The sequence below is a fragment of the Neorhizobium alkalisoli genome (assembly GCF_007829835.1).
Taxonomy (GTDB): domain Bacteria; phylum Pseudomonadota; class Alphaproteobacteria; order Rhizobiales; family Rhizobiaceae; genus Neorhizobium.
The window spans coordinates 965,278-988,283 of the sequence record NZ_VIWP01000002.1; the positions used below are offsets into that span (position 1 = coordinate 965,278).

The 23,006-nt window shown below is 61.4% G+C and carries 21 protein-coding genes; 8 read left to right on the plus strand and 13 right to left on the minus strand.

All coding sequences use genetic code 11. From position 1 onward, the window contains the following. Positions 1-103 precede the first annotated feature (103 nt). Positions 104-1,921 carry a monovalent cation:proton antiporter-2 (CPA2) family protein gene (locus FHW37_RS10510; protein WP_145635750.1) on the plus strand — a complete coding sequence of 606 codons (1,818 nt, stop codon included), beginning with the start codon at positions 104-106 and terminating at the stop codon, positions 1,919-1,921. Between the two features lie 15 nt (positions 1,922-1,936). Here the strand turns inward: FHW37_RS10510 and FHW37_RS10515 are convergent, their stop codons facing one another. From FHW37_RS10515 to FHW37_RS10525, 3 genes are read right to left on the minus strand one after another with little or no spacing between them, the layout of a single operon-like run. Continuing rightward, entirely contained in the window at positions 1,937-2,809 is an 873-nt protein-coding gene (locus FHW37_RS10515) for a patatin-like phospholipase family protein (RefSeq protein ID WP_145636082.1), read from the minus strand. A gap of 29 nt (positions 2,810-2,838) precedes the next feature. Then, positions 2,839-3,399 (minus strand): 16S rRNA (guanine(966)-N(2))-methyltransferase RsmD, encoded by a 561-nt coding sequence (gene rsmD / locus FHW37_RS10520; RefSeq protein WP_145635752.1) that lies wholly within the window; start codon positions 3,397-3,399, stop codon positions 2,839-2,841. A gap of 3 nt (positions 3,400-3,402) precedes the next feature. Then, positions 3,403-5,484, minus strand: coding sequence for a pseudouridine synthase (locus tag FHW37_RS10525; RefSeq protein ID WP_145635754.1), 2,082 nt, complete (start codon positions 5,482-5,484; stop codon positions 3,403-3,405). A 160-nt stretch (positions 5,485-5,644) separates the two neighbouring features. Here FHW37_RS10525 and FHW37_RS10530 point away from each other — a divergent pair, with 160 nt between their 5' ends. Further along, positions 5,645-6,112, plus strand: a complete 468-nt coding sequence (locus tag FHW37_RS10530; protein WP_145635756.1) for a nucleoside deaminase — start codon at positions 5,645-5,647, stop codon at positions 6,110-6,112. Positions 6,113-6,136: 24 nt separating this feature from the next. On the opposite strand, the gene FHW37_RS10535 is transcribed toward FHW37_RS10530, so the two are convergent. Continuing rightward, positions 6,137-6,787 carry a hypothetical protein gene (locus FHW37_RS10535; RefSeq protein ID WP_145635759.1) on the minus strand — a complete coding sequence of 217 codons (651 nt, stop codon included), beginning with the start codon at positions 6,785-6,787 and terminating at the stop codon, positions 6,137-6,139. Between the two features lie 135 nt (positions 6,788-6,922). Then, a complete protein-coding gene (gene ileS, locus FHW37_RS10540) occupies positions 6,923-9,829 on the minus strand; it encodes an isoleucine--tRNA ligase (protein ID WP_145635761.1) in 2,907 nt (968 codons plus the stop codon). 299 nt (positions 9,830-10,128) lie between these two features. Here ileS and FHW37_RS10545 point away from each other — a divergent pair, with 299 nt between their 5' ends. After that, positions 10,129-10,527 (plus strand): antitoxin Xre/MbcA/ParS toxin-binding domain-containing protein, encoded by a 399-nt coding sequence (locus FHW37_RS10545; RefSeq protein ID WP_246690722.1) that lies wholly within the window; start codon positions 10,129-10,131, stop codon positions 10,525-10,527. A gap of 2 nt (positions 10,528-10,529) precedes the next feature. After that, positions 10,530-10,964 carry an RES family NAD+ phosphorylase gene (locus tag FHW37_RS10550; RefSeq protein ID WP_145635766.1) on the plus strand — a complete coding sequence of 145 codons (435 nt, stop codon included), beginning with the start codon at positions 10,530-10,532 and terminating at the stop codon, positions 10,962-10,964. 46 nt (positions 10,965-11,010) lie between these two features. Here FHW37_RS10550 and mctP read toward each other — a convergent pair whose 3' ends face one another. From mctP to FHW37_RS10570, 4 genes are all read right to left on the minus strand, one after another. Then, a complete protein-coding gene (gene mctP / locus FHW37_RS10555) occupies positions 11,011-12,486 on the minus strand; it encodes a monocarboxylate uptake permease MctP (protein WP_145635768.1) in 1,476 nt (491 codons plus the stop codon). Further along, a complete protein-coding gene (locus tag FHW37_RS10560; protein WP_145635770.1) occupies positions 12,476-12,673 on the minus strand; it encodes a DUF3311 domain-containing protein in 198 nt (65 codons plus the stop codon). Before FHW37_RS10560 ends, mctP begins: the two co-directional genes overlap by 11 nt. A gap of 152 nt (positions 12,674-12,825) precedes the next feature. Next, entirely contained in the window at positions 12,826-13,806 is a 981-nt protein-coding gene (locus FHW37_RS10565) for a bifunctional riboflavin kinase/FAD synthetase (protein ID WP_145635772.1), read from the minus strand. 41 nt (positions 13,807-13,847) lie between these two features. Then, positions 13,848-14,696, minus strand: coding sequence for a TIGR01459 family HAD-type hydrolase (locus FHW37_RS10570; RefSeq protein ID WP_145635774.1), 849 nt, complete (start codon positions 14,694-14,696; stop codon positions 13,848-13,850). Positions 14,697-15,079: 383 nt separating this feature from the next. On the opposite strand from FHW37_RS10570, the gene groES reads away from it, so the two are divergent. From groES to FHW37_RS10590, 4 genes are all read left to right on the plus strand, one after another. Further along, a complete protein-coding gene (gene groES, locus FHW37_RS10575) occupies positions 15,080-15,376 on the plus strand; it encodes a co-chaperone GroES (protein ID WP_145635776.1) in 297 nt (98 codons plus the stop codon). 58 nt (positions 15,377-15,434) lie between these two features. Beyond that, entirely contained in the window at positions 15,435-17,075 is a 1,641-nt protein-coding gene (gene groL, locus FHW37_RS10580) for a chaperonin GroEL (protein ID WP_145635779.1), read from the plus strand. A 203-nt stretch (positions 17,076-17,278) separates the two neighbouring features. Continuing rightward, positions 17,279-19,216 (plus strand): methyl-accepting chemotaxis protein, encoded by a 1,938-nt coding sequence (locus FHW37_RS10585; RefSeq protein WP_145635781.1) that lies wholly within the window; start codon positions 17,279-17,281, stop codon positions 19,214-19,216. A gap of 166 nt (positions 19,217-19,382) precedes the next feature. Next, a complete protein-coding gene (locus FHW37_RS10590) occupies positions 19,383-19,829 on the plus strand; it encodes a DoxX family protein (protein ID WP_145635783.1) in 447 nt (148 codons plus the stop codon). A 136-nt stretch (positions 19,830-19,965) separates the two neighbouring features. On the opposite strand, the gene FHW37_RS10595 is transcribed toward FHW37_RS10590, so the two are convergent. The 4 genes from FHW37_RS10595 to FHW37_RS10610 all read right to left on the minus strand — a co-directional run bounded on the left by FHW37_RS10595 (position 19,966) and on the right by FHW37_RS10610 (position 22,950). After that, entirely contained in the window at positions 19,966-20,391 is a 426-nt protein-coding gene (locus FHW37_RS10595) for a hypothetical protein (protein ID WP_145635786.1), read from the minus strand. A gap of 128 nt (positions 20,392-20,519) precedes the next feature. Next, positions 20,520-21,128, minus strand: coding sequence for a class I SAM-dependent methyltransferase (locus FHW37_RS10600; protein ID WP_145635789.1), 609 nt, complete (start codon positions 21,126-21,128; stop codon positions 20,520-20,522). After that, complete coding sequence (hisG, locus tag FHW37_RS10605; protein ID WP_145635791.1) at positions 21,128-21,835, minus strand: ATP phosphoribosyltransferase; 708 nt, start codon at positions 21,833-21,835, stop codon at positions 21,128-21,130. The genes FHW37_RS10600 and hisG overlap by 1 nt, the downstream gene beginning before the upstream one ends. Continuing rightward, the gene (locus FHW37_RS10610) at positions 21,835-22,950 is read right to left on the minus strand and encodes an ATP phosphoribosyltransferase regulatory subunit (RefSeq protein WP_145635794.1); all 1,116 of its coding nucleotides are present in this window, start codon (positions 22,948-22,950) and stop codon (positions 21,835-21,837) included. The genes hisG and FHW37_RS10610 overlap by 1 nt, the downstream gene beginning before the upstream one ends. Positions 22,951-23,006 lie beyond the last annotated feature (56 nt).

Consider the following 23,006-nt stretch of genomic DNA (forward strand, 5'->3'; position numbering starts at 1 on the left):
TAACCCATTTATTGTGCGCTGGCCCAAGCATCAAGGGCGGGCCGACGATTCCCGGTCCGACCTTCTCTCCCGTAGACCTGCCCGTATATTTGAAAGATTATTAATGACTGGAAGTGACAGCCTGTTTTCCGAAATGCTGATGCTGCTGGCCGGCGCGGTGATCGCCGCGCCGCTGTTCCGCAAACTCGGGCTTGGTACCGTTCTCGGTTATCTTGCCGCCGGCGTCGTGATCGGCCCGCTTCTGCAGCGCGTAACCGATACTGAGGAAGTGCTGCATGTGGCGGAATTCGGCGTCGTCTTCCTGCTTTTCATCATCGGCCTTGAACTGAAACCGAGCCGTCTGTGGCAATTGCGCGGCGACGTTTTTGGCCTTGGACCGGCACAGGTCATCGTTTCCGGTGCGGCTTTGAGCGGGCTTGCCTATCTCGCCAACATGGCGGACTGGCGCGGCAGTGTCGTGATCGGCTTCGGTCTCGCGCTCTCCTCGACCGCATTTGCGCTGCAGATCCTCAACGATGCCGGCGACATGAACAGCAAATACGGGCAGCGGTCGTTTTCGGTTCTGCTGTTCCAGGATCTGGCGATCGTGCCGCTTCTGGCGATGATTACCATTCTGGCACCGGGGACCAAGGAGGCGGCGGCAACGCCACTTCTGGATTTCGCGATCGCGGTCGGCGCGGTCGGCGCCATGGTGATTGCCGGCAAATATCTGCTGACACCGATGTTCCAGGTGATTGCCCGCACCGGCGCGCGCGAGGTGATGATCGCAGCTGCCCTGCTCGTCGTGCTCGGATCGGCAGCGGCGATGCAGGCGGTCGGCCTTTCGATGGCGATGGGCGGCTTTTTGTCCGGCGTGATGCTGGCGGAATCTTCCTACCGGCACGAGCTGGAAGCGGATATCGAACCCTTCCGCGGGCTGCTTCTGGCGCTGTTCTTCGTCGCCGTCGGCCTGTCCTTGGAAGTCGATGTCATTCTCGACAACCTGCTTTTCCTCATTCCGGCCGTCGCCGCCTTCATGGTGGTGAAGGCGGTCGTCGTCTATGCACTCTGCCGTCTGTGGGGATCTCCCCATAACGACGCGGTCCGTATCGCCTTTCTGCTGCCGCAGGGCGGTGAATTCGGCTTCGTGCTGTTCACGACCGCCACGGCTGCTGGGCTTCTTTCTTCGGCAACGGCCTCGCTGCTGATCGCGGCGGTGACTCTTTCCATGGCGCTGACGCCGCTCGGCACGGCTCTCTCCAAGCGTTTCATCCGCGGCGAAAAACGCGAGGAGATCGAGGAGGATTTCAATGGGGCCGGCGCCGATGTGCTGATGATCGGCTTTTCGCGTTTCGGCCAGATCGCCGCGCAGATCCTGCTTGCCGGCGGCAGTTCGGTGACCGTGATCGACGACAATCCAGACCGTATCCGTCAGGCAGCGAATTTCGGCTTCCGGATCTATTTCGGCGATGGCACACGTCGCGACGTGCTGCTCTCGTCGGGCATAGACCGGGCGAAGATCGTTGCCGTCTGTACCCATAACCGCGAAACGACCGACAAGATCGTCGACATGATCCGCTCGGATTTTCCGTCGATCCGGCTCTTCGTGCGCTCCTATGACCGTATCCACTCGCTGGCGCTGCGCGAAAAATCCGTCGAATACGAGCTGCGCGAAACATTGGAATCGGGCCTTCTGTTCGGCCAGAAGACGCTCGAAGCGCTCGGCATGGGCGAAAACAACGCCATGGAGATCGGCAGCGACATCCGTCGGCGTGACGAGGAGCGGTTGCAGATCCAGGCCGTTCAGGGTCTCGGGGCCGGCCGCGAAATGCTGTTCAACAGTCCTGTCCGGCCGGAGCCGCTGATCAAGCCGAAGCGGCCGAGCGCCAATTCGAATTCGGCCGAGGAGACCCCACCGGCAAACCAGGTCGGGCATTGGTAAGCGAAGAAGGGATTATCAGGCGTCGACGGCGGCTTCGAACGCGTCGATCGCCCGTTTCAGCTCGTCCTTGATATCGACCGAGGCATCGAGGATTTCGCGGGCCTTGAAGAAGTCGAGCACCCCAAACCGGTTGACGTTCGGGCGCAGGAAAATATGCGGCGGGCGCAGCTTCAGCTTCAGGGCGATATTGGCCTGCATGGTGAGCTGGCTTGCCCCAAAAATACTGTCCAGACGGTTCGGCGGATGGGTGCCATCACCTTCCGGCGCGCCGACGACGTCGATGCCGATCACCACGTCGGCGAGATCCAGCAGCTGCTCGTAAGGCACCGGATTGCAGACACCGCCATCGATCATGATGCGCTCGTTGACGCGTACCGGCATGAACAGGCCTGGAATGGCGGCAGAGGCGGCGATCGCCGTGCGCAGCTCCCCGGTTTCCAGCACGGTTTCTGCCTGCCCGTAATAATCGGTGGCCGAGATTTTCAGCGGAATGAGGAGATCGGCGAAATCGCGCGGCACCTGCGTGGGCAAAAGCGCGTCGATGATATGTTCAAGATTGAAATGGCCGAAACGAAAACCGCCGAGCCTGTCGCGCATCGTGGCAGGCCCCAGGCTCCAGAGCCGGTTGAACAGCCTGCCGCGATTGCCGACCGTCTCGATCGTATACTCGCTCATCTCGCGGCCAGTCATGCCCGATGCCATGCCGGCGCCCATGATGGCGCCGATCGACGAGCCTGATATAGCCACCGGCCGGATGCCGAGTTCGTCGAGCGCCTCGATCACATGGATATGCGAAATGCCCCGTGCCCCGCCGCCACCGAAGGCGACGGCATAACGCAGGCCGCCACTGTGCTTCGTCGCGATGTCTTCTTCGGGCAGGGCAATCATCGTACTCAAGACAACCTCCTGCCCTTCAATCAGGCCGGTTCGTACCGGAAGAATTCAACCCGCGTATCGCCGAAAATACGGCTCTCAAGCGGCTTGAATACGGCATCGGCCGTTACCGTCACATCGGCACGCTCTTCCAGAATGACAAGGGCACCCGGCAGAAGCCAGCCACCTTTGTGAGCGGAAAGGAGCGCCTTTTCACCGAGACCCTGGCCGTAGGGCGGATCCGCGAACAGGAGATTGAAAGGCTCGACATTGTTGGACGGCCCGAGATCCGTTGCGTCTCGACGCAGGATGCGGGCGCGACCATGCAGGCCGAGACTATCGATATTTTCCCAGAGCAGGCTGCGGCCCTCGACGCCATTCTCGACGAACAGCGCGTGCCGGCAGCCGCGCGACACGGCTTCCAGACCAACGGCGCCTGTTCCGGCAAAAACATCCATCACCCGCGTGCCATTCAGCGCTTCGGGATAGACATGGCCGATAATGTTGAACAGGCTTTCGCGCGTCCGGTCGATGGTCGGCCGGATCGCATTGCTTTTCGGCGTGGCCAGCGGACGGCCACGGAATTCACCACCAACAATCCGCACGGCTTAGCCTCTCGGCGTCCGGGGCTTGCCCCCCGGCCTGCCGCTGCCGCCTGCAGGACGTCCACCGGGCTTGCCGGAGCCGCCCGGCTTGCCGCCGAAGCTCTTGCCACCTGCGGGACGACCGCCGGGCTTGCCGCCAAACGGCTTTCCACCTGGCTTGCCCCCACGCGGCTTGTCACCGAAGGGACGATCGCCCGCCGGGCGCTCGCCGCGTGCCGGACGGTCGGAGAAGGAACGGGCGGGACGATCACCATCTTCGCGCGGCTTGCGGTCACCATAGGGGCGATCACCAAAGGGACGGTCACCACGGGGCTTATCGCCATACGGGCGGTCGCCACGCGGACGATCGGAGCGGCCTTCGCCGGCACCGAAGGAACGAGCGGGACGGTCACCGTCCTCGCGCGGCTTGCGGTCTCCACGAGGGCGGTCACCGAAGGAACGGTCGCCACGCGGCTTGTCGCCATAAGGACGATCACCACGCGGGGGGCGATCACCAAAGGAGCGTTCGCCACGGGGGCGCTCGGAACGGCCTTCGCCGGCCGAGAAGGAACGGGCCGGACGGTCGCCATCCGCACGCGGCTTGCGGTCGCCATAGGGACGGTCACCACGCGGAGGACGGTCGCCACGATCCTGTCGATCGCCAAAACCACCCTTGCGGCCGAAACCACCCTTTTCCGAAGTGTCTGGGCCATCGGCGCGGATCCAGTCATTGTCTTCCGCGGCGCGGTTGACGACGACGGGGCGGTCGTTCTGGGGCGACGGCTTCTTGAACAGTTCTTCCGCCTGCGCACGCGCAGAGGTCTTGCGGCCCCTGTCGTCAGTGGTCGGGCGGGCGCCCGGAGCCATCCAGACATTGGCCGTGCGGCTCGTGCCCATCGGCGGGCGCTTCTTCGGACGCTCTTCGCTGCTCTCCTGATCGCGACCGCCGAACGGCTTTGCACCGCGGGGCTTATCCGAGAACTTGCGGTCGTCACGCTTCGTGTCGAGACGGCCAAGCGCCTTTTCGCGGCGGTCGTCGGAGCGATCGCCACCACGCGGACGCTCGGATCTTTCCGGCTTCTGCTGCGTCCAGGCCGAGCGCTCGGCACGGGCGGGCTTTTCGTCGGCATCGTCGCCGTCGCGCTCGTTATAGATCGGCGCGTCGAAATTCGCCTTGGCTTCCGTGATCAGGCGCGGGCCGAGCTGGTCACGCAGGGTGCGGCCACGGACTTCAAGAACTTGGCCTTCCGGCAGGTCGCCGAGCTGGAACGGGCCATAGGAAATGCGGATCAGGCGGTTGACCTCAAGACCGAGCGCGCCGAGCACGTTCTTGATTTCGCGGTTCTTGCCTTCGCGCAGACCCATGGTGATCCAGACGTTACGACCCTGGCTGCGGTCGAGCGTCGCTTCGATCGCACCGTAAAGCACGCCGTCGACGGCAATGCCGTCCTTCAGCTTGTCGAGCGCTTCCTGATCGACCTCGCCATGGGCGCGGACGCGGTAACGGCGCAGCCAGCCGGTGGTCGGCAGTTCCAGCACGCGCGACAGACCGCCGTCATTGGTCAGAAGCAGCAGGCCTTCGGTATTGATGTCGAGGCGGCCGATCGAAAGCACGCGCGGCAGGTCGCCGGGCAAGTTTTCGAATACGGTTGGGCGGCCTTCCGGATCGGAATTGGTCGTCACCAGACCGCCGGGCTTGTGGTAAAGCCACAGGCGCGTGCGCTCGATGCCACGGATCGGGGCGCCATCCACCTCGATCGAGTCTTCGAGGGTCGCGTTGACGACCGGCGTTTCCAGAAGCTTGCCGTTGAGACGGACACGGCCCTCAAGAATCATCCGCTCGACATCGCGACGCGATGCGACACCGGCGCGGGCGAGAATCTTCGAAATGCGTTCCGGCTTGCCGTCGCCGCTGGCCGCAGCCGGCGTGTCTGCCTGGCGGCGAAACACCTTTGCGGGCTTGTCGGCAGCAGCCTTCGAGGCAGCCCGCTTCTTGGGGCTTGCATCGGATTTTACCGCTGCGCCGTCTTTCGGTGCCGCCTTCGGCTTGATTTCGCGAACGAAGGTCCTTGCCTCGCCGCGCTTCGGCTTGTCTTTGAAGGTCATTTGCTATTTGCCTGAAGCGTGATGTCTAACGGAATGATCCGGACATTCTTGTTCGTGTTCTAGTTCGTGTTGAATATATACGGTTCGTGTCCGCCGCCGGACATCCAGTTGGATGTTTCCTATCAGTTCGCGCGATCCGGGTTAAGAGGAAATCGCGGAAATGACGAATAGCGCAAAATTCATGGATGCGGCGCTCCAGGAAGCTTTCGCCGCCGCAGACCGCGGCGAGGTGCCGGTCGGCGCGGTTCTCGTCATCGACGGCGCCATCGTCGCCCGTTCCGGCAACCGTACGCGGGCCGAAAACGACATTACCGCCCATGCCGAAATCGCCGTGATCCGAGAGGCTTCCGCCCTGCTCGGCCAGGAGCGGCTTTCCGGCGCCGATCTCTACGTGACCCTGGAACCCTGCACGATGTGCGCCGCGGCAATCTCTTTCGCGCGCATTCGCCGGCTTTATTACGGTGCGGAAGATCTTAAAGGTGGCGCTGTGGACAATGGCGTGCGGTTCTTCACGCAACCGACCTGCCATCATGCGCCGGACGTTTATTCGGGACTTGCCGAAACGGATGCTTCGGCACTTCTGGTCGATTTCTTTCGCAGCAAGCGAGACCGAGAGGGCGGCCTGTAACAGCCGAGCCAACCGGTGGGTGGCTTATTGGAAGGGCTGCCACCAGCTGGAATTGGACGACTGGGACGCCTTTTCGGCTTCCTTCTTGCGGCGCTTTTCCTTGTCGTTTTCCGATTCGCCGAGATCCTGAAGGGCGGAGGCGTCTGCGGCACGATACTGTGCCGGCGGCTCGGACAGCGAGCGACGACGGGAATTGATATCCACCGTCTCGGCATCCTGCTTGGCCTTGCGGAAAGCTTCCCACTTTTCCGATTCGGTCATCTGGCCAGCCTGGCCGCGACCGCTCAGGAGCGGCGAGCGGTAGTTCTGGTTCTTTTCATTGTTCTCGGCTTCAAGACGCAGACGGTCACGCGTCTCTTCCGGAGATTCCACCCAGTTCGGGTTGTTCTCGCGGTTGGCAAGCGAGGTCTGCGGTGCCGGAAGCGGTGCGCCGGAGGTGGCGTTCGGATTGCTGGAGACAACCAGGGTCGGACGCGGATTGTAACGCAGCTTGCTGGTCTTGTCCTCGCGGCTGGAGCCGATCGACACGACATTGCCGAGGTCATCGCCAAGCTGTTCCATCGCGGTCTTGTCAGTACCGTAGGTTGGGCTGCCGACGCAGCCCGAAAGGGTCAGGCTCGCGGCAAGAATGCCGGCCGCGCTCATGCCGACACGAAATACGTATGTCGTTTTCATCAAACCCCTACCAGCGGCGCCCGTCCTTGACGCCTCGCAAACCACTAAAATGCAGGTGCCGGAAAAATCCGGCCAATTTCAGGCAGGAATACCGGATGACACACCAAAGCGCAATCATCCGGCATATTTAGTCGTTCAGAGCCGGCCGAGAGCGGCCAGTTCATGCAGCGCCACGGCATCGCGGGCCGAGACATCCGGATAGGCCGGATCGGAGCCGACATCGCTCGTCACACGCCAGGAACGGGCGCATTTGACGCCCTCCGCCAGCTTCGGATCGACTGCAACGCCCGGCACGTCCGACAGGCGGAAGGCCGTTTCCGGGCCTTCACTTGCCGTGATCGTGATGGCCGAAGTGATGCAGGTTTCCTCGAATTCCTGGCCTTCCAGCGCCTTCAGAAGCTCGGCATCCGACACGTAGACGACAGGAGCCGCTTCCAGCGAAGAGCCGATACGCTTGTCCTTGCGCTCGATTTCGAGCGCGCCCGTGACAACCGAGCGGACCTTGCGGATCTTTTCCCACTTGGTTTCCACCGCCTCATTCTGCCATTCGGCCGGGATCGACGGGAACTGTTCGAGGTGAACCGAAACCGCAGCCGGCTTCAGGGACAGCCATGCCTCTTCCGTTGTGAAGGGCAGCATCGGCGCAAGCCAGGTCACCATGCAATCAAAGATCTTGCGGATGACCGACAGGGCCGAACGACGGCGCAGCGAGGACGGAGCGTCGCAATAAAGCGCGTCCTTGCGGATGTCGAAATAGAAGGCCGAGAGCTCGATATTGGCGAAATCAATCAGAGCGCGGGCGATCTTCTTGAATTCGAAGGCATCGTAGCCGTCGCGGACGAGCTTATCGAGCTCGTGCAAACGATGCAGCATCAGCTTTTCGAGTTCCGGCAGTTCGGCATAGGCGATCTCCTCGCCTTCGTCATGGGCGAGCGTGCCGAGCATCCAGCGGATCGTGTTGCGCAGCTTGCGGTACGCATCGACATTGGTCTGGATAATCGTCTTGCCGAGGCGCTGGTCTTCCCAATAATCCGTGGTCATGACCCAGAGACGCAGGATATCGGCGCCGGCATCCTTCATGACGTCCTGCGGCGAGACGACGTTGCCGAGCGACTTCGACATCTTCTGGCCCTTTTCATCCATGGTGAAGCCATGAGTGATGACCGTGTCATAAGGCGCGCGGCCGCGGGTGGCTGCCGATTCCAGCAGCGAGGAATGGAACCAGCCGCGATGCTGGTCGGAGCCTTCGAGATAGACGTCGGCCGGCCATTTCAGGTCCGGGCGGTCTTCCAGCGTGAACGTGTGGGTCGAGCCCGAGTCGAACCAGACATCGAGAATGTCCATGACCTGCGACCACTTGGCCGCGTCATGCTTGTTGCCGAGGAAGCGTTCCTTGGCGCCGGCGGCGAACCAGGCGTCCGCACCTTCTGCATCGAAGGCTTCGAGAATGCGGGCATTGACCTCTTCGTCCTGCAGGACATTGCCTTCTTCATCGGCAAAAACGCAGATCGGGACGCCCCAGGCGCGCTGGCGGGACAGAACCCAGTCCGGGCGCTGCTCGATCATGGCGCGCAGGCGGTTCTGGCCGGCGGCGGGGACGAAACGGGTATCGTCGATCGCCGAAAGCGCACGGGTGCGCAGCGTCGTGCCGTCCTTCAGGTCCTTGTCCATATAGACGAACCATTGCGGCGTGTTGCGGAAGATGATCGGCTTCTTGGAACGCCAGGAATGCGGATAGGAATGTTTTAGACGACCGCGGGCGAACAGCGCATTACGTTCGATCAGCGCCTTGATGACGCGGTCATTGGCATCGCCCTTCTTGCCGTTATCGTCCATGACGCGCGCCCCCTCGAAACCGGGGGCGTCGGCGGTGTAGGTACCGGAATCGTCGACCGGGAACGGGATGCGCGGATCGATGCCGCGGGCTTCGAGCTCCTTGACCGAGGACATCCAGGCCTCGAAGTCCTCACGGCCGTGGGACGGCGCGGTGTGGACGAAACCGGTACCGGCGTCATCGGTGACGTGGTCGCCGGGGAGGAGCGGAACGGCGAAGTCGTAGCCGAGGTCTTTTAGGGGATGGGCTGCGGTGATGGCTGCGAGGTCGGCTGCAGACACATCTGCAACGCGCTTGAAGGCGAGCTTTGCCTTGGCCGCGGATTCTTCAGCGAGCTTGTCAGCAAAGATCAGCTTTTCATCCGGACGCGGGCCGAAATCGTTCTCGGCGGCCGTGACCTCGTAAAGGCCGTAAGCGACCTTCGGCGAATAGGCGATGGCGCGGTTGCCCGGAATGGTCCAGGGCGTGGTGGTCCAGATGACGACATGGGCGTCAGAGAGAGCTGCCGGGCCATTGCTGACCGGGAACTTCACCCAGATCGTGTCGCTCTCGTAATCGTGGTATTCGACTTCCGCTTCCGCCAGCGCGGTGCGTTCGACGACCGACCACATGATCGGCTTGGAACCGCGATAGAGCTGGCCGCTCATGGCGATCTTCAAGAGTTCGCCGGCGATGCGGCTTTCTGCGTGAAAATTCATCGTCAGATAGGGATTGTCGAAATCGCCGACGATGCCGAGGCGCTTGAACTCGTCGCCCTGGATCTTGATCCACTTTTCGGCATAGGCGCGGCATTCCTTGCGGAATTCGATCATCGCGGCCGGCTGCTTCAGGTCGGGCTTCGCCTTACCCTTGGCGCGGTAGTTCTCTTCCTCGATCTTCCACTCGATCGGCAGGCCGTGGCAATCCCAGCCCGGAACGTAGTTCGAGTCATAACCGCGCATCTGGAACGAGCGGGTGATGACGTCCTTCAGGATCTTGTTCAGCGCGTGGCCGATATGGATATTGCCGTTGGCATAGGGAGGGCCGTCGTGCAGCACGAATTTTTCGCGGCCGGCGGCGGAGGCGCGAAGCTTCTTGTAAAGATCCATCTCCTGCCAGCGGGCGACCGTTTCCGGCTCCTTCTGCGGCAGGCCGGCGCGCATCGGGAATTCGGTTTCAGGCAGGTAGAGGGTTTTGGAATAGTCGAGCTTTTCGGCAGTGTCGGTCATGAGATCAGGCAATCGTTGCTGGCGCCGCTTGGATATCGGGGCGTATGTGTCGATGAAATTCGGTGGCGGAGGCGCTGTCAGGAGGCGCCGAAATCCCGGACCTTCCCGCAGCCTCTCAGGCAGCGCAGAAAGCCGGGCCGATAATTCGTATCGATGGGCTCAGCCGGAGCTTTTTCATGACGGCGGTTATTAAGGGGTTTTGCGGCGGAAAGGAAGGGGTTCATTGAGCCGGATTGAAGTCCTGGCCAAATGCGCCTAGATTTGATGGCAAATGGCCCAAACAGACATCGAGAGACATGATGACGACAGTTGCACTGGTCTCGACACAGGAATTGCTCAACACAGCGACCGGCGGGCAGATGAGGCATTTCGACGGCCGCTCGGTCGAGCAGCTGAAACAATACGGCTTTTCGATCGACGAGATCTACAGGTTCGTCGCTCCCCGCCGAACGCTGGCCCGGCGCATCGAAAAGGGTGAGCCTCTCACCGTGTCGGAAAACGACAGCGCCCAGCGGATATTGCGGATCAGCGAACTGGCCGACCGGGTTTTCGGCGAGAGGAAAAAAGCCCAGAACTGGCTGCGCAAGCCGAGCCGCGCCATGCATGGGGTTACCCCCATCGACCTTCTCGTTTCCGAGACGGGCGCGCGGCTGGTGGAGGAAGCGCTGATGCAGATCGATCACGGGATCTATGTCTAGCCGTGTATCTGTGGCGGATCTCCAATTATGCGGATCTCAGTGGCCGGGGCGGACTGCTCGCCGCCGGCAGATGGCACAGGCGCGGAAATGCGGTCGTTTATTGCTCGGACCATCCATCAACGGCGCTTCTGGAAATTCTGGTACACGTCGATCTCGACGAGATCCCGACGGATTACACCCTTTTAAAGATTGCCTGCCCGGAAGGCCTGCCAGTCCACCGGCTTAGCGAGACTGATGTCGATTTGCGGGACCTCAGAGCCACACAGGATCTGGGCACAAGCCTTTTGAGCAGTGACGCCAGGTGCCTGATTGACGTGCCAAGCGCGGTGATGCCGCAGGCACGGAATATCCTGATCAATCCTCGGCATGCCGGCGCGGACAGCATTCGGATCGAGACCGCATACCGCTATCCTTTCGACAGCAGACTGCTGAGATAGGAAAGCCGGCGACCTGCGCCGCCGGCCCGATGTGTCAACGTGATGTCTATGCCCGCGCAACAGCCGCCTTCGGCATCACCGCATTAACGATCACCGCAACGACGATGTTCACCACCAGCGCCAGCAGGCCGATATAGACCGTGAAGGGCGCGCCGCCGAGGCTGAGCGCCTGCAGCGGCTTCAGGCCGTTGGCCCAGACCAGATAGGTGCCGCCGAAGAAGCCGACGAACCAGCCGGCGAGCAGGCCGGGCGCCCGGAACCAATTGGTATAGAGGCCGAAGACCAGGGCCGGCAGGGTCTGCAGGATCCAGATGCCGCCGAGCAGCTGCAGGTCGAGGGCGAACTGCGTCGGCAGGAACAGGATGACCAGGAGAGCGCCGACCTTGACGACGAGTGAGGTTATTTTGGCGACCTTCGCCTCGCCGGCCGGATCGACCGCCGGGTTGACATAGGCCTTCCAGAAATTGCGAGTGAAAAGGTTGGCCGCGCCGATCGACATGACGGCGGCTGGGACGAGCGCGCCGATGGCGATCGCCGCGAAGGCAAAACCCGCGAACCAGCTCGGGAAGAGCGTCTGGAACAGGGCCGGCACGACGTCATTGGCGCTGGATAATTTCAGGCCCGCGGCATGGCCCATGTAACCGAGCAAAGCGAGAAGGCCGAGCAGGAGTGTATAGGCCGGCAGCAGAACCGCGTTCTTGCGGATCGTATTGCCACTGTTGGAGGCGAAAATGCCGGTCAGCGTGTGCGGATACATGAAGGCCGCAAGCGCGGAGCCGAACGCCAGCGTCGCATAGGCGACATACTGATTGCCGCCGAGCAGAAGGCTGCCGGAGCCCTTGGCCTCGAACGCGGCGGCCGCCGAGTTGAAGACGTTTTCATAACCGCCCAGTTTTGACGGGATGACCGCCACCGCCGCGATGACGGCGATATAGATCATGATGTCCTTGACGAAGGCGATCAGCGCCGGCGCGCGCAGGCCGGCGGAATAGGTGTAGAGCGCCAGAATGATGAAGGCGATCGCCAGCGGCAGCTCACCATGCAGGCCGAGCGCCTTCAGGACCGCGGTCATGCCGACCAGCTGCAGGGCAATGTAGGGCATGGTCGCGATGACACCGGTGGCAGCGACCGCAAGCTCCAGCCCGCGCGAGCCATATTGGCCATGTACGACATCGCCCGCCGTCACATAACCAAAATCCTTGGCTCGCTTCCAGAGGATCGGCATGACCATGAAAACGAAGGGATAAACGACGATCGTATAGGGCAGCGCGAAAAAGCCATAGGCGCCGACCGTGTAGACAAGCGCTGGAACGGCGATGACGGTATAGGCTGTGTAAAAATCACCGCCGACCAGGAACCAGGTGATCCAGGTCCCGAAAGAGCGGCCGCCAAGACCCCATTCGTCGATATGGGCCATGGATTTCGGGGCGCGCCAGCGGGAGGCGACAAAACCCATGACGGTGACCAGGATGAAGAAGAAGACAAAGACGCCAAGCGCCATCGGATCGATTTCAGTCGTCATGGCGCATGCTCCGGTAAGCGATCCAGGTCACGAAAGCAGTCACCGGCACCCAGCCGAGCTGGTACCAGTAGAAGAACGGGAAGCCGAACAGGACGGGGTCATGCTGATTGTAAAAAGGGACCCAGAGCAGCCCTATATAGGGAATGACAAGCAGCCAGCAGGCCGCCGTACCATAACGATTGTTCATGTCAGATTTCCTCACCAGTCGCGCGACTCCCGCGCTGCACTCACTAAATCACCTGAAACTGATAAAGCGCAAGCAAAGACTTAGAGGATTCAATCGATTTAAAATGCTGCTGTGCAGCATAAGGCAACCGTGAGAAAAGACGGTTCTAGAGCTCAGAAAGCGATGGTTGCGTCCAGCTCGCCAAGCGGCCTGACACCCGAAAGCAGCGCCCTCGCCTCCTCCTCGTCCCGCTTGATCTGGGCGACCAGCGGATCCAGCCCGTCGAATTTCAGCTCATCGCGCAGATGGCCGAAGAAGCTTACGGAGCAGACTTCGCCATAGAGGCTTCCCGAAAAATCGAAAAGATAGGTTTCGAGCAGCGGTGCGCCATTGTCCGTCACCGTCGGGCGGCGGCCGTAGCTGGCGACGCCGTCGAAAAGCGAGCCGTCGGGGCGGCGGAAGCGGACGGCGTAGATGCCGGCCTTCAGTTCCGTTTCCCTGGGCAGGCGCATGTTGGCGGTCGGGAAGCCGAGCTGGCGGCCGAGCTTTTCGCCATCGATGACTTCCGCCTCGACCGTGTAGCGATAACCGAGCAGGCCGGCAGCGCCCGCAACGTCGCCTTCGCCCAGCATGTCGCGGATGCGGCTCGAGGAGATCACTTCGGCATTTTCATCGCGAAACGCATCCATCAGCGAAACGTCGAAACCGTGCCGCTTGCCGGACGCCATCAGAAAGGCCGGGCCGCCTTCCCTGCCCTTGCCGAAATGGAAATCGAACCCGGTGACGATCGCTTTCGCACCGAGCCAGTCGACCAGAATAGTCTGGATGAATTCTTCCGCCGAACGGCCGGCGAATTCGGGCGTGAACGGATATTCGATGACGGAATGAAAGCCCATGGCTTCCAGAATCCGGGCCTTGAGCGGTGCTGGGGTGAGACGGAACACCGGCGTATCCGGCTTGAAGACGCTGCGCGGATGCGGCTCGAAGGTGAGGACCAGAGCCGGAATGCCGCGCTCCTCGGCGATTGCAAGCGCGCGGTCGAGAACGCTGCGGTGCCCGCGATGGACGCCGTCGAAATTGCCGATTGCCACAACGCCGCCCTTCAGCGCGTCGGGCAAGGGTTCCTTCTTCTCGTTTCGATGGAAGACCGTCATGCGAATGAATTCCGTTAGGCCGTGTCGTTATGCCCGATGCATCAAGCCAGGCGCGGCATCCAGTATTTCGGCGCAGCATTCTCGCTCTTCAGCCAGGCTTTTAGGATCGCCTCGTCGGTCTCGCCATTGACGGTGTATTCCGCGACATGGATGCCACCGCTGACATAAAGCAGATCCAGACCTTGGGAAAGCGCGCCGCGCACGTCGGTCGGCATGCCGTCGCCGATGGCGAGAACGCGGGCCTTGTCGAAATCGCCGCGCTCTTCGCGGGCAATCGCCAGGGCTTCTTCATAGATCGGCCGATGCGGCTTGCCGGCAACGCGCTGCTTGCCGCCCAGCTGCTCGTAATAGGCGGCAACGGCGCCGGCGCAGGGGATCATCTTGTGGCCTCGCTCGACGATCAGGTCCGGATTGGCGCAGATCAGCGGCACGTCGCGCTTCACCCAGGCCTTCAGCATGTCGGTATAGTCTTCCGGCACTTCCTTTTCGTCGTCGAAAAAGCCGGTGCAGACGACGCAGTCGGCCTCGTCCTTGCCGACGATCTCGATGTCGAGACCGTCGAAGAAGTTGAGGTCACGCTCCGGGCCGAGCAAAAACACCTTTTTCGGACCTTCGGCAACCAGATGGCGGGTCACGTCGCCCGAGGTGACGATGCGGTCATAGGTGCCGTCCGGAACGCCGAGCGCCTTCATCTGTTCGATGACGCCGGGTGCCGGGCGCGGCGAATTGGTGATGAGCACGACGGTCGCACCCGCGGCCCGTGCCGCGGCCAGTGCCTTGCAGGAATGCTGAAAAACTTCGACGCCGTTATGCACGACGCCCCAGACATCCGAGAGGACAACGTCATATCCGCCGATAACGTCTGTCAGATTGCCGATGCGCTCTACCATGCCTGCCTATCCGGTCGTTTCAGATGGCGCTGATGTCGCAAAGCTGAACGAGGATGGCAAGGAGATTTGCGGTAGGCCGGCGCTTTTCATGCCGCGCCGCAGCAAATTTAGCCGGTAGACCAATCAGGGAGATTGCAGCCGGTGCCATGCTTCCACCAAACTTTGATGCTTCAAGCCCGCCTGCCGGAGGAACCATGCTTTTCTGCCGTTAAGGCTATTTCGCATGGGTTGTCGCCCAGCTGTGAAATTTAGGCGATATCCTTGACTCGGCCGGGAGCACCCCTTATCTCCGGCGCCGTTAGCACTCTGAAGAGACGAGTGCTAAACACATCGATACGGATCTGAAAAATCCGTCCATGTCATTTGATCGAGGGATTAAGACAATGGCAAGCACCAATTTCCGCCCCCTGCACGACCGCGTCGTCGTTCGTCGCGTCGAGTCTGAAGCCAAGACCAAGGGTGGCATCATCATCCCCGACACCGCCAAGGAAAAGCCGCAGGAAGGCGAAATCGTCGCCGTCGGCACCGGCACCCGTGACGAAAAGGGCAATATCGTTGCTCTCGAAGTCAAGGCCGGCGACCGCGTCCTGTTCGGCAAGTGGTCGGGCACCGAAGTCAAGCTCGACGGCGAAGACCTTCTGATCATGAAGGAATCCGACATCATGGGCATTATCGGCTAATTCCTAGCCTTTTGCCTTCATCGCATATCGCTGACAACCCTCTTCAGGAGTTCTCAAAATGGCAGCTAAAGAAGTAAAATTCGGCCGCTCTGCGCGCGAAAAGATGCTGCGCGGCGTCGACATCCTCGCTGACGCAGTGCAGGTCACCCTCGGCCCGAAGGGTCGTAACGTCGTTATCGACAAGTCCTTCGGCGCTCCGCGCATCACCAAGGACGGTGTATCGGTCGCCAAGGAAATCGAACTCGACGACAAGTTCGAAAACATGGGCGCCCAGATGGTCCGCGAAGTTGCTTCGAAGACCAACGACATCGCCGGCGACGGCACCACGACTGCAACCGTTCTGGCCCGCGCGATCGTTCGCGAAGGCGCCAAGGCCGTTGCTGCCGGCATGAACCCGATGGACCTGAAGCGCGGTATCGACCTCGCTGTTGCAGAAGTCGTCAAGGACCTGCAGGCAAAGGCAAAGAAGATCTCCACCTCGGCTGAAGTTGCCCAGGTCGGCACGATCTCCGCAAACGGCGACAAGCAGGTCGGTGACGACATTGCTGAAGCCATGCAGAAGGTTGGCAACGAAGGCGTCATCACCGTCGAAGAAGCCAAGACCGCTGAAACCGAACTCGAAGTCGTCGAAGGCATGCAGTTCGACCGCGGCTACCTGTCGCCCTACTTCGTGACCAACCCGGAAAAGATGGTTGCCGATCTCGACGACGCTTTCATTCTCCTTCACGAGAAGAAGCTCTCGAACCTGCAGGCCATGCTCCCGGTTCTGGAAGCCGTCGTTCAGACCGGCAAGCCGCTCCTGATCATCGCTGAAGACGTCGAAGGCGAAGCGCTTGCTACGCTCGTCGTCAACAAGCTGCGTGGCGGCCTCAAGATCGCTGCCGTCAAGGCTCCTGGCTTCGGCGACCGCCGCAAGGCCATGCTGGAAGACATCGCCATCCTGACGGGCGGCACTGTCATCTCCGAAGACCTCGGCATCAAGCTCGAAAACGTCACCCTCGACATGCTCGGCCGTTCCAAGAAGGTTTCGATCTCCAAGGAAAACACGACGGTCGTCGACGGCGCTGGCGCCAAGGCTGACATCGAAGGCCGCGTTGCCCAGATCAAGGCTCAGATCGAAGAAACCACCTCTGACTACGACCGCGAAAAGCTGCAGGAACGTCTTGCCAAGCTCGCTGGCGGCGTTGCCGTCATCCGCGTTGGCGGCTCGACGGAAATCGAAGTCAAGGAACGCAAGGACCGTATCGACGACGCTCTGAACGCAACGCGCGCTGCTGTTCAGGAAGGCATCGTACCGGGCGGTGGTACCGCTCTGCTGCGTTCCTCCACGAAGATCACTGCCAAGGGCGTCAACGAAGACCAGGAAGCCGGCATCAACATCGTCCGCAAGGCGCTGCAGTCGCTGGTTCGCCAGATCGCAGAAAACGCTGGTGACGAAGCTTCGATCGTTGTCGGCAAGATCCTCGACAAGAACGAAGACAACTACGGCTACAACGCCCAGACGTCTGAATATGGCGACATGATCGCCATGGGCATCGTCGACCCGGTCAAGGTTGTTCGCACCGCTCTGCAGAACGCAGCTTCGGTTGCCTCGCTGCTGATCACCACCGAAGCCATGATCGCCGAGCTGCCGAAGAAGGACGCTCCGGCTGGCATGCCGGGCGGCATGGGCGGCATGGGCGGTATGGACATGATGTGAGACCGTTAAGGTCTTATGTCTGAGCCAACCGGTTCAGTTACGGAAAAGGCGGTCTTCGGACCGCCTTTTTTGTTTCGGGCGCGTTGGAACTTTATGACACATTGTTATTTTTTACAGGTACAAAATCTTATAAGTTGAATTACTAATATATAAATCAACCCATGGGACTTTGATGCAAATCTTTGAAGCCCGGGGTTATTGTGATGAAGCATGTATCGATCGTCGTAAAATTCGCCACGATCATGGCCCTCTTCGGCCTGTTCGCCATTGCAATTGCCGGATATAGCGCCTCGCGCATCTATTACATGAACGGCGCCTATAGCGACCTGCTCGCCCATCAGAACAAGGCGGCGCTGATGATCGCACGGGCCAATCGCTCGATGCAGATGGCGCGCTCGGCGATTGCCGATATCCTCGTCTCCCGTACGGAAGAGGGCAATCTCGCGGCCAAGTCGGATTTGGACAAGGCGCTGGATTCCTTCGTTCAGCGGATGGACGGCGCAAGTGCAGTCGTTCCGACGGACGAGAAGATCCCCCTGCTCAAGGCGGAAGGTCTCAGCATCGTCAACACGGCCTGCGCGCCCAGCGTCAAACGCGGCATGGCGGCGACGACGGAAGACGAGATCAAGCAAGCGCAGATGTCCTTCCTGACGGAATGCCAGCCGCTCTTTGCGCCCTATACGAAAAAATCGACAACGATCACCGACGAGCTGATCGCCGAGTCCGATGCAAAGAGCAGCGAGCTGGATGACAGCGCAAATCGGATCGCCATGACGACGGTCGGAAGCGTGATCATCGGGCTCGCCGCCGTTCTCATCATCGGCTTTTTTGCCGTCAGAGCCTGGATCATCCGGCCGATCAAGAACCTGCAGGACAGCATGCTGGCGCTTGCAGGCGGCGACCTGTCGGTCACGGTGCCCGGCACCGAACGCAGCGACGAAATCGGTAAGATGGCTGCAACGGTGCAGACTTTTAAGGACAATGCGCTGCGCACGGTTGCCATGGAGAAAGACGCGGAGGCCGGCCGGGCGACCCAGGAGACCGAACGCGTGCGAAACGCCGAGGTGGAGCGCGCCAGAACCGATGCCATGGCGCAGGCGACCAGCGGCCTTGCAGGCGGCCTGCAGCGGCTTGCCGGCGGCGATCTCTCCTCTTCGCTCGACCAGCCGTTTGCCGCGGATTTCGAAGGCCTCAGAAACGATTTCAACTCGGCGGTCCGGCAGCTGCGCGACGCCATGTCCGCGGTCTCCGATGCAACGGGCGCGATCGATAACGGCTCGCGTGAACTGAGCACGAGTGCCGGTGATCTTTCCAAGCGGACCGAGCAGCAGGCCGCATCGCTGGAAGAGACCGCAGCCGCGCTCGACCAGATCACCGCCAATGTCTCCAATTCGTCGAAACGAACCGATGAGGCGCGGACGATGGCGATCGAGGCGAATGAATCCGCCCGCCAGTCCGGCGAGGTCGTTGCCCAGGCCGTGCATGCGATGCAGCGCATCGAAAAATCCTCCGAACAGATTTCCAGCATTATCGGCGTGATCGACGAGATCGCCTTCCAGACCAACCTGCTTGCCCTCAATGCAGGCGTGGAGGCGGCGCGCGCCGGCGAGGCGGGCAAGGGTTTTGCCGTCGTCGCCCAGGAAGTGCGCGAACTGGCACAACGCTCCGCCAAGGCAGCTAAGGAAATCAAGGAACTGATCCGCAATTCCGAACACGAGGTCCAGAGCGGCGTCGAGCTGGTCAGCGCCACGGGTTCGGCACTGCAGACGATCCAGCAACATGTGGTCGCGATCAACGGCCAGCTCGATGCGATCGCGACCTCGGCCCGGGAACAATCCGTCGGGCTGAACGAAGTCAATATCGCCGTCAACCAGATGGACCAGGTGACGCAGCAGAATGCCGCCATGGTGGAAGAGGCGAATGCCGCGACCGAAACGCTTGCCGGAGAAGCCAACCGGCTGCGGGACCTGTTGCGCCGTTTCGATATCGGCGAACGTGCAGCAAGACATGTGCCCTCCTCCCGACCGGCGACAGCGATGCCTGCACATGCAACATCCCCGGCACGGCGGCTGGTGAGCAAGGTCATGGCCTCGATCGGCGGGGCGGCAACTGCACCAGCCGATCATTGGGAAGAGTTTTGAGAACCGCCTGCGAGGGAGACGACTGCCTCCCTCGCATCCTCACCATCGTTCTCTTTTATAAGACAAACTGTCCAATATTGTTCATCTTCCGAAGACGACGGAAATACGGCACATATGTCTCCAGAAATTCACCGCTGCTTTCAGCGAGACCCTTCGGAGAGATCAAATGTCCAACACGCAAAACATCGTCATTCTCGTCGCCCGCATCCTTCTGTCCTTCATCTTCATCTATTCCGGCTTCGGCAAGCTGACCGACCCGGCAGGCACGGCCGGCATGATCACCGGCGCCGGCCTTCCCGCCGCGACCGCGCTCGCCTACCTCGCCGGCCTGTTTGAATTCGTCACCGGCCTTGCCGTTCTCGTCGGCTTCCAGACCAAGATCGTCGGCTGGGCGCTTGCCCTGTTCTGCATGTTCACCGGCGCCGTCTTCCATTCCGGCACGGTTGCCGTCCCGGGCTGGCCTGACGCCGCCCTCGGCTGGATCAATGCCCTCAACGGCATCATGCTGATGAAGAACTTTACCCTGGCCGGCGCCTATATACTCCTCGCCACCTTCGGCCCGGGCCTCTACTCGATCGACGCCCGCCGCGGTGCGGTTACGGTTGCCGCCTGAGTTTTCTAGACCTTCCCTGCCCAAGACTGGCCGCCGGTGCTTTTGCCCGGCGGCTTTTTTGTCGATTGTTAGGGTAGATGTGTGTGAGGTGGTTCGGCCCCGACGGGGTCTACAAAACTCGGGGCCATTCAGCCACTTAGTTGCTATAGTAACCATCGCAGAAGATAATAACGCTCTCAACTGCCGCGTCAGGCTCAGAGGCTTCTGGTATCCATAGTCCGAGCCCGAGCCGCTCTGAGGTCACAGAAGTACCTTGCTCCTCGACAAGAAGGGCGGGATCGCGTTCTCGTAGGAACTGAACGGTGTCGGTCGCCCTCGAACGAAACAAAGACGTGCCGTCGAGAACAAGATCCGCGTCGCGGGGGAACTCCAAGGCCTCAAGCAAATCGGCTTCATCATAGTAGCCGAATACTGGTACTTCCGCCCAATAGTCGTATGGCCTTGATCCTTGGGTGCGGCGCCCAGCGCTAAAACTGCTTCCAAAGAACTTCCTTACCTCATCTCTCGGTGAGCGGAATGAAAGCCCTTCCAAACCATCAGAAGGCTTAATCACGAAAGCCATGGAATTCCCCTTCAGGTGCAGCCATTTGGTCGTAGCTACCTTTTTGGCACATCGCAACGACGACCGAGACTGGCGCAACGCCGCATCCAAGATACGGACTTTTCCAAACTCACCTCAGCCTGACCGGTTCAGGCCGCCATCTTCCGCGCCAGCCACACAGTCGCACCACCGCATCCGGGGTCCTGCATCACCTGCTCCACCACCTCGAAACCGTTCTCGCCCAGAAGCGCGCGATATTCGTCCGCGCCGAGGCTCGCATGAAAAAGCGGCTCGCCGCCGAATTCGCCCATCGCCTCACCCTCGAAATGGCCAGACGTGAACATCAGGGCAGCACCCGGCGCCGCGAATTTGGCGAAGCGCGGAAACATGGCCCGCTGGTCGTTCCGGTTCAGGTGAAAAAAGCTGTGCCAGGCAAGTATGCCGTCGAACTGCGCCGGCAGGTCGAAACTGCGCATGTCGCCGACGAACCAGGCGCGTTCGGGAAAGCGCGTGCGGCAAAGGCCGATCAGGGTCTCCGACGTATCGACGCCGGTGACGCGGAAACCGGATTTGATCAGGCTTGCGGCCAGCGGCTCGGCCGCGCCGCAGCCAAGATCGAGGATATGGCCGCGCGGGGCGACGAGGCGCGTGAACCGGTCCAGCCACGGCTTTTCGAACAGGTTCTTTCCACGCAGCTCGTCGAAGGCCAGGGCATGGCGTTCGTAGAGGGCTGCGATATTGGCGTCTTCGCCGGCCATCAGACGGCCTTCTGAACCGCTTCGACGATCCTTTTCACGACCGGGGCCAAAAGCGGATTGCCGTCATGCTCGGCCTTGCGGGCACGCAAGAGGCAGGCCTGGGATTTCAGGATCACCCCATCCGACAGGATTTTGAGATTGTTGGCCTTCAGCGTCGAGCCGGTGGAGGTGATATCGACGATGATATCCGCCTGCCCCGCCGCCGGCGCGCCTTCGGTGGCGCCGAGGCTTTCGACGATGCGGTAGAGCTGAATGCCGTGCTGCGACGAAAAATGCTGCTGCGTCAGCCGCCAGTATTTTGTCGCGATCTGCAGACGGCGGCCGTGGCGCGAACGGAAATCGGCGGCGACATCGCCGAGATCGGCCATGCTGTCGACATCCAGCCAGATTTCCGGCACGGCGACCACGACATCCGCATGGCCGAAACCGAGCCGGGCTACGATCTCGACGCTGCGGTCGGGATCGGCCAGGCCTTCGCGGATCAAGTCCTCGCCGGTGACGCCGAAATCGACGCTGCCGTTGTTGAGTTCGCGGGCGATCTCGGAGGCAGAGAGGAAGGCGATCTCGATATCGTCGGCACCTTCGACACGGCCGCGATAGGAACGTTCATTGCCAACGCCGACGATCGGCAGGCCGGCGCGCTCGAACACGGCGGCGCTGTCATCCTTCATGCGGCCCTTGGAGGGCAAAGCGATGGTAATCGTCATCAGCGTGCCCTCGCCTGTTCGATACGGTCCAGCCAGATCGAGAAACCGACCGCCGGAATGTTTTCGCGCGCGCCGAGCAGCGTCAGAAGCCGGTCGAACCGGCCGCCACCGACCAGCACGGCCGGGTCGAGGCCAAGGCTCACTTCGAAAACGAGGCCGGTGTAATAATCGAGTGGGCGTCCGAAGGCGGCGCGATAGGTGATTTTTGACAGATCGAGGCCGAGATCGGCAAGGGCCGTTGCCCTTTCCTCGAAATGCGCAAGGGCTGCACCGAAGGAAAGGCCGGCCGCATCGGCAAAACCGGCAAGCGCTGCCGGGGCTTCCGAAAGCGGCATTTCCAGCGACAGGAATTCCGAGAGAAGCAGGAGAGCTGCGCCATCGAGCTTCGTTTCGGCGAGCGCCAGCTTGTCCTTCAACCGCCTTGCGATTTCGCGCGGGGAGCGGCTCGCATTGGTGGAATAACCGGTTTCCTGCATGGTGCGGTCGATATGGGCGATCAGATCGGCCTCGTCCTGCCGCACCAGCGCCTCGATCTCCGGCGACAGGCCGGTCACGGGCTGCGGGCTGGCGAGCGCCAGAAGCAACTGCTTCAGATGGGCGGTATCGCCAAAGGACTGGATCAGCCGCTTCTGCCAGCCGCCCGGCAGGCCGAGCGAACGAACGACGGCCTCGAACACCGCCTGATCCCCAACCGTGACGGCAAGCCGGCGGCCGGGCAGAAGGTTTTCCACGATCTCGACGGCATCGTTGATGGCGCGCGCATCGGCCAGAGCCGTCGCGGTCTCGCCGAGATCTTCTATGCCGGCCTGATAGAACTCGTTATCGCCCTCGCGGCGCTGGCGAAAGACTTCGCCGAGATAGGAATAACGACGCGGCGTGCCGGTGGCGCTTTCGATATGGCGAAGGCAGACGGGAATGGTGAATTCCGGGCGCAGGCAAAGGCTTTCGCCGGTCTCGCTTTCGGTGAGGAAAATGCGGCGGCGCAGGTCTTCGCCGGCCATGTCCAGGAAGGGCGCGGCCGGCTGGATGACGGGTGTGTCGATCCGCATCGCGCCACGGGCGGCAAAATCATCGAGCAGGCGGCCGGAAAATTCCGGCATGTTGATCAAAGGCATGGGATGACTCCCGGCATCTGTGACTGCCCCTCATCCGCCCTGCCGGGCACCTTCTC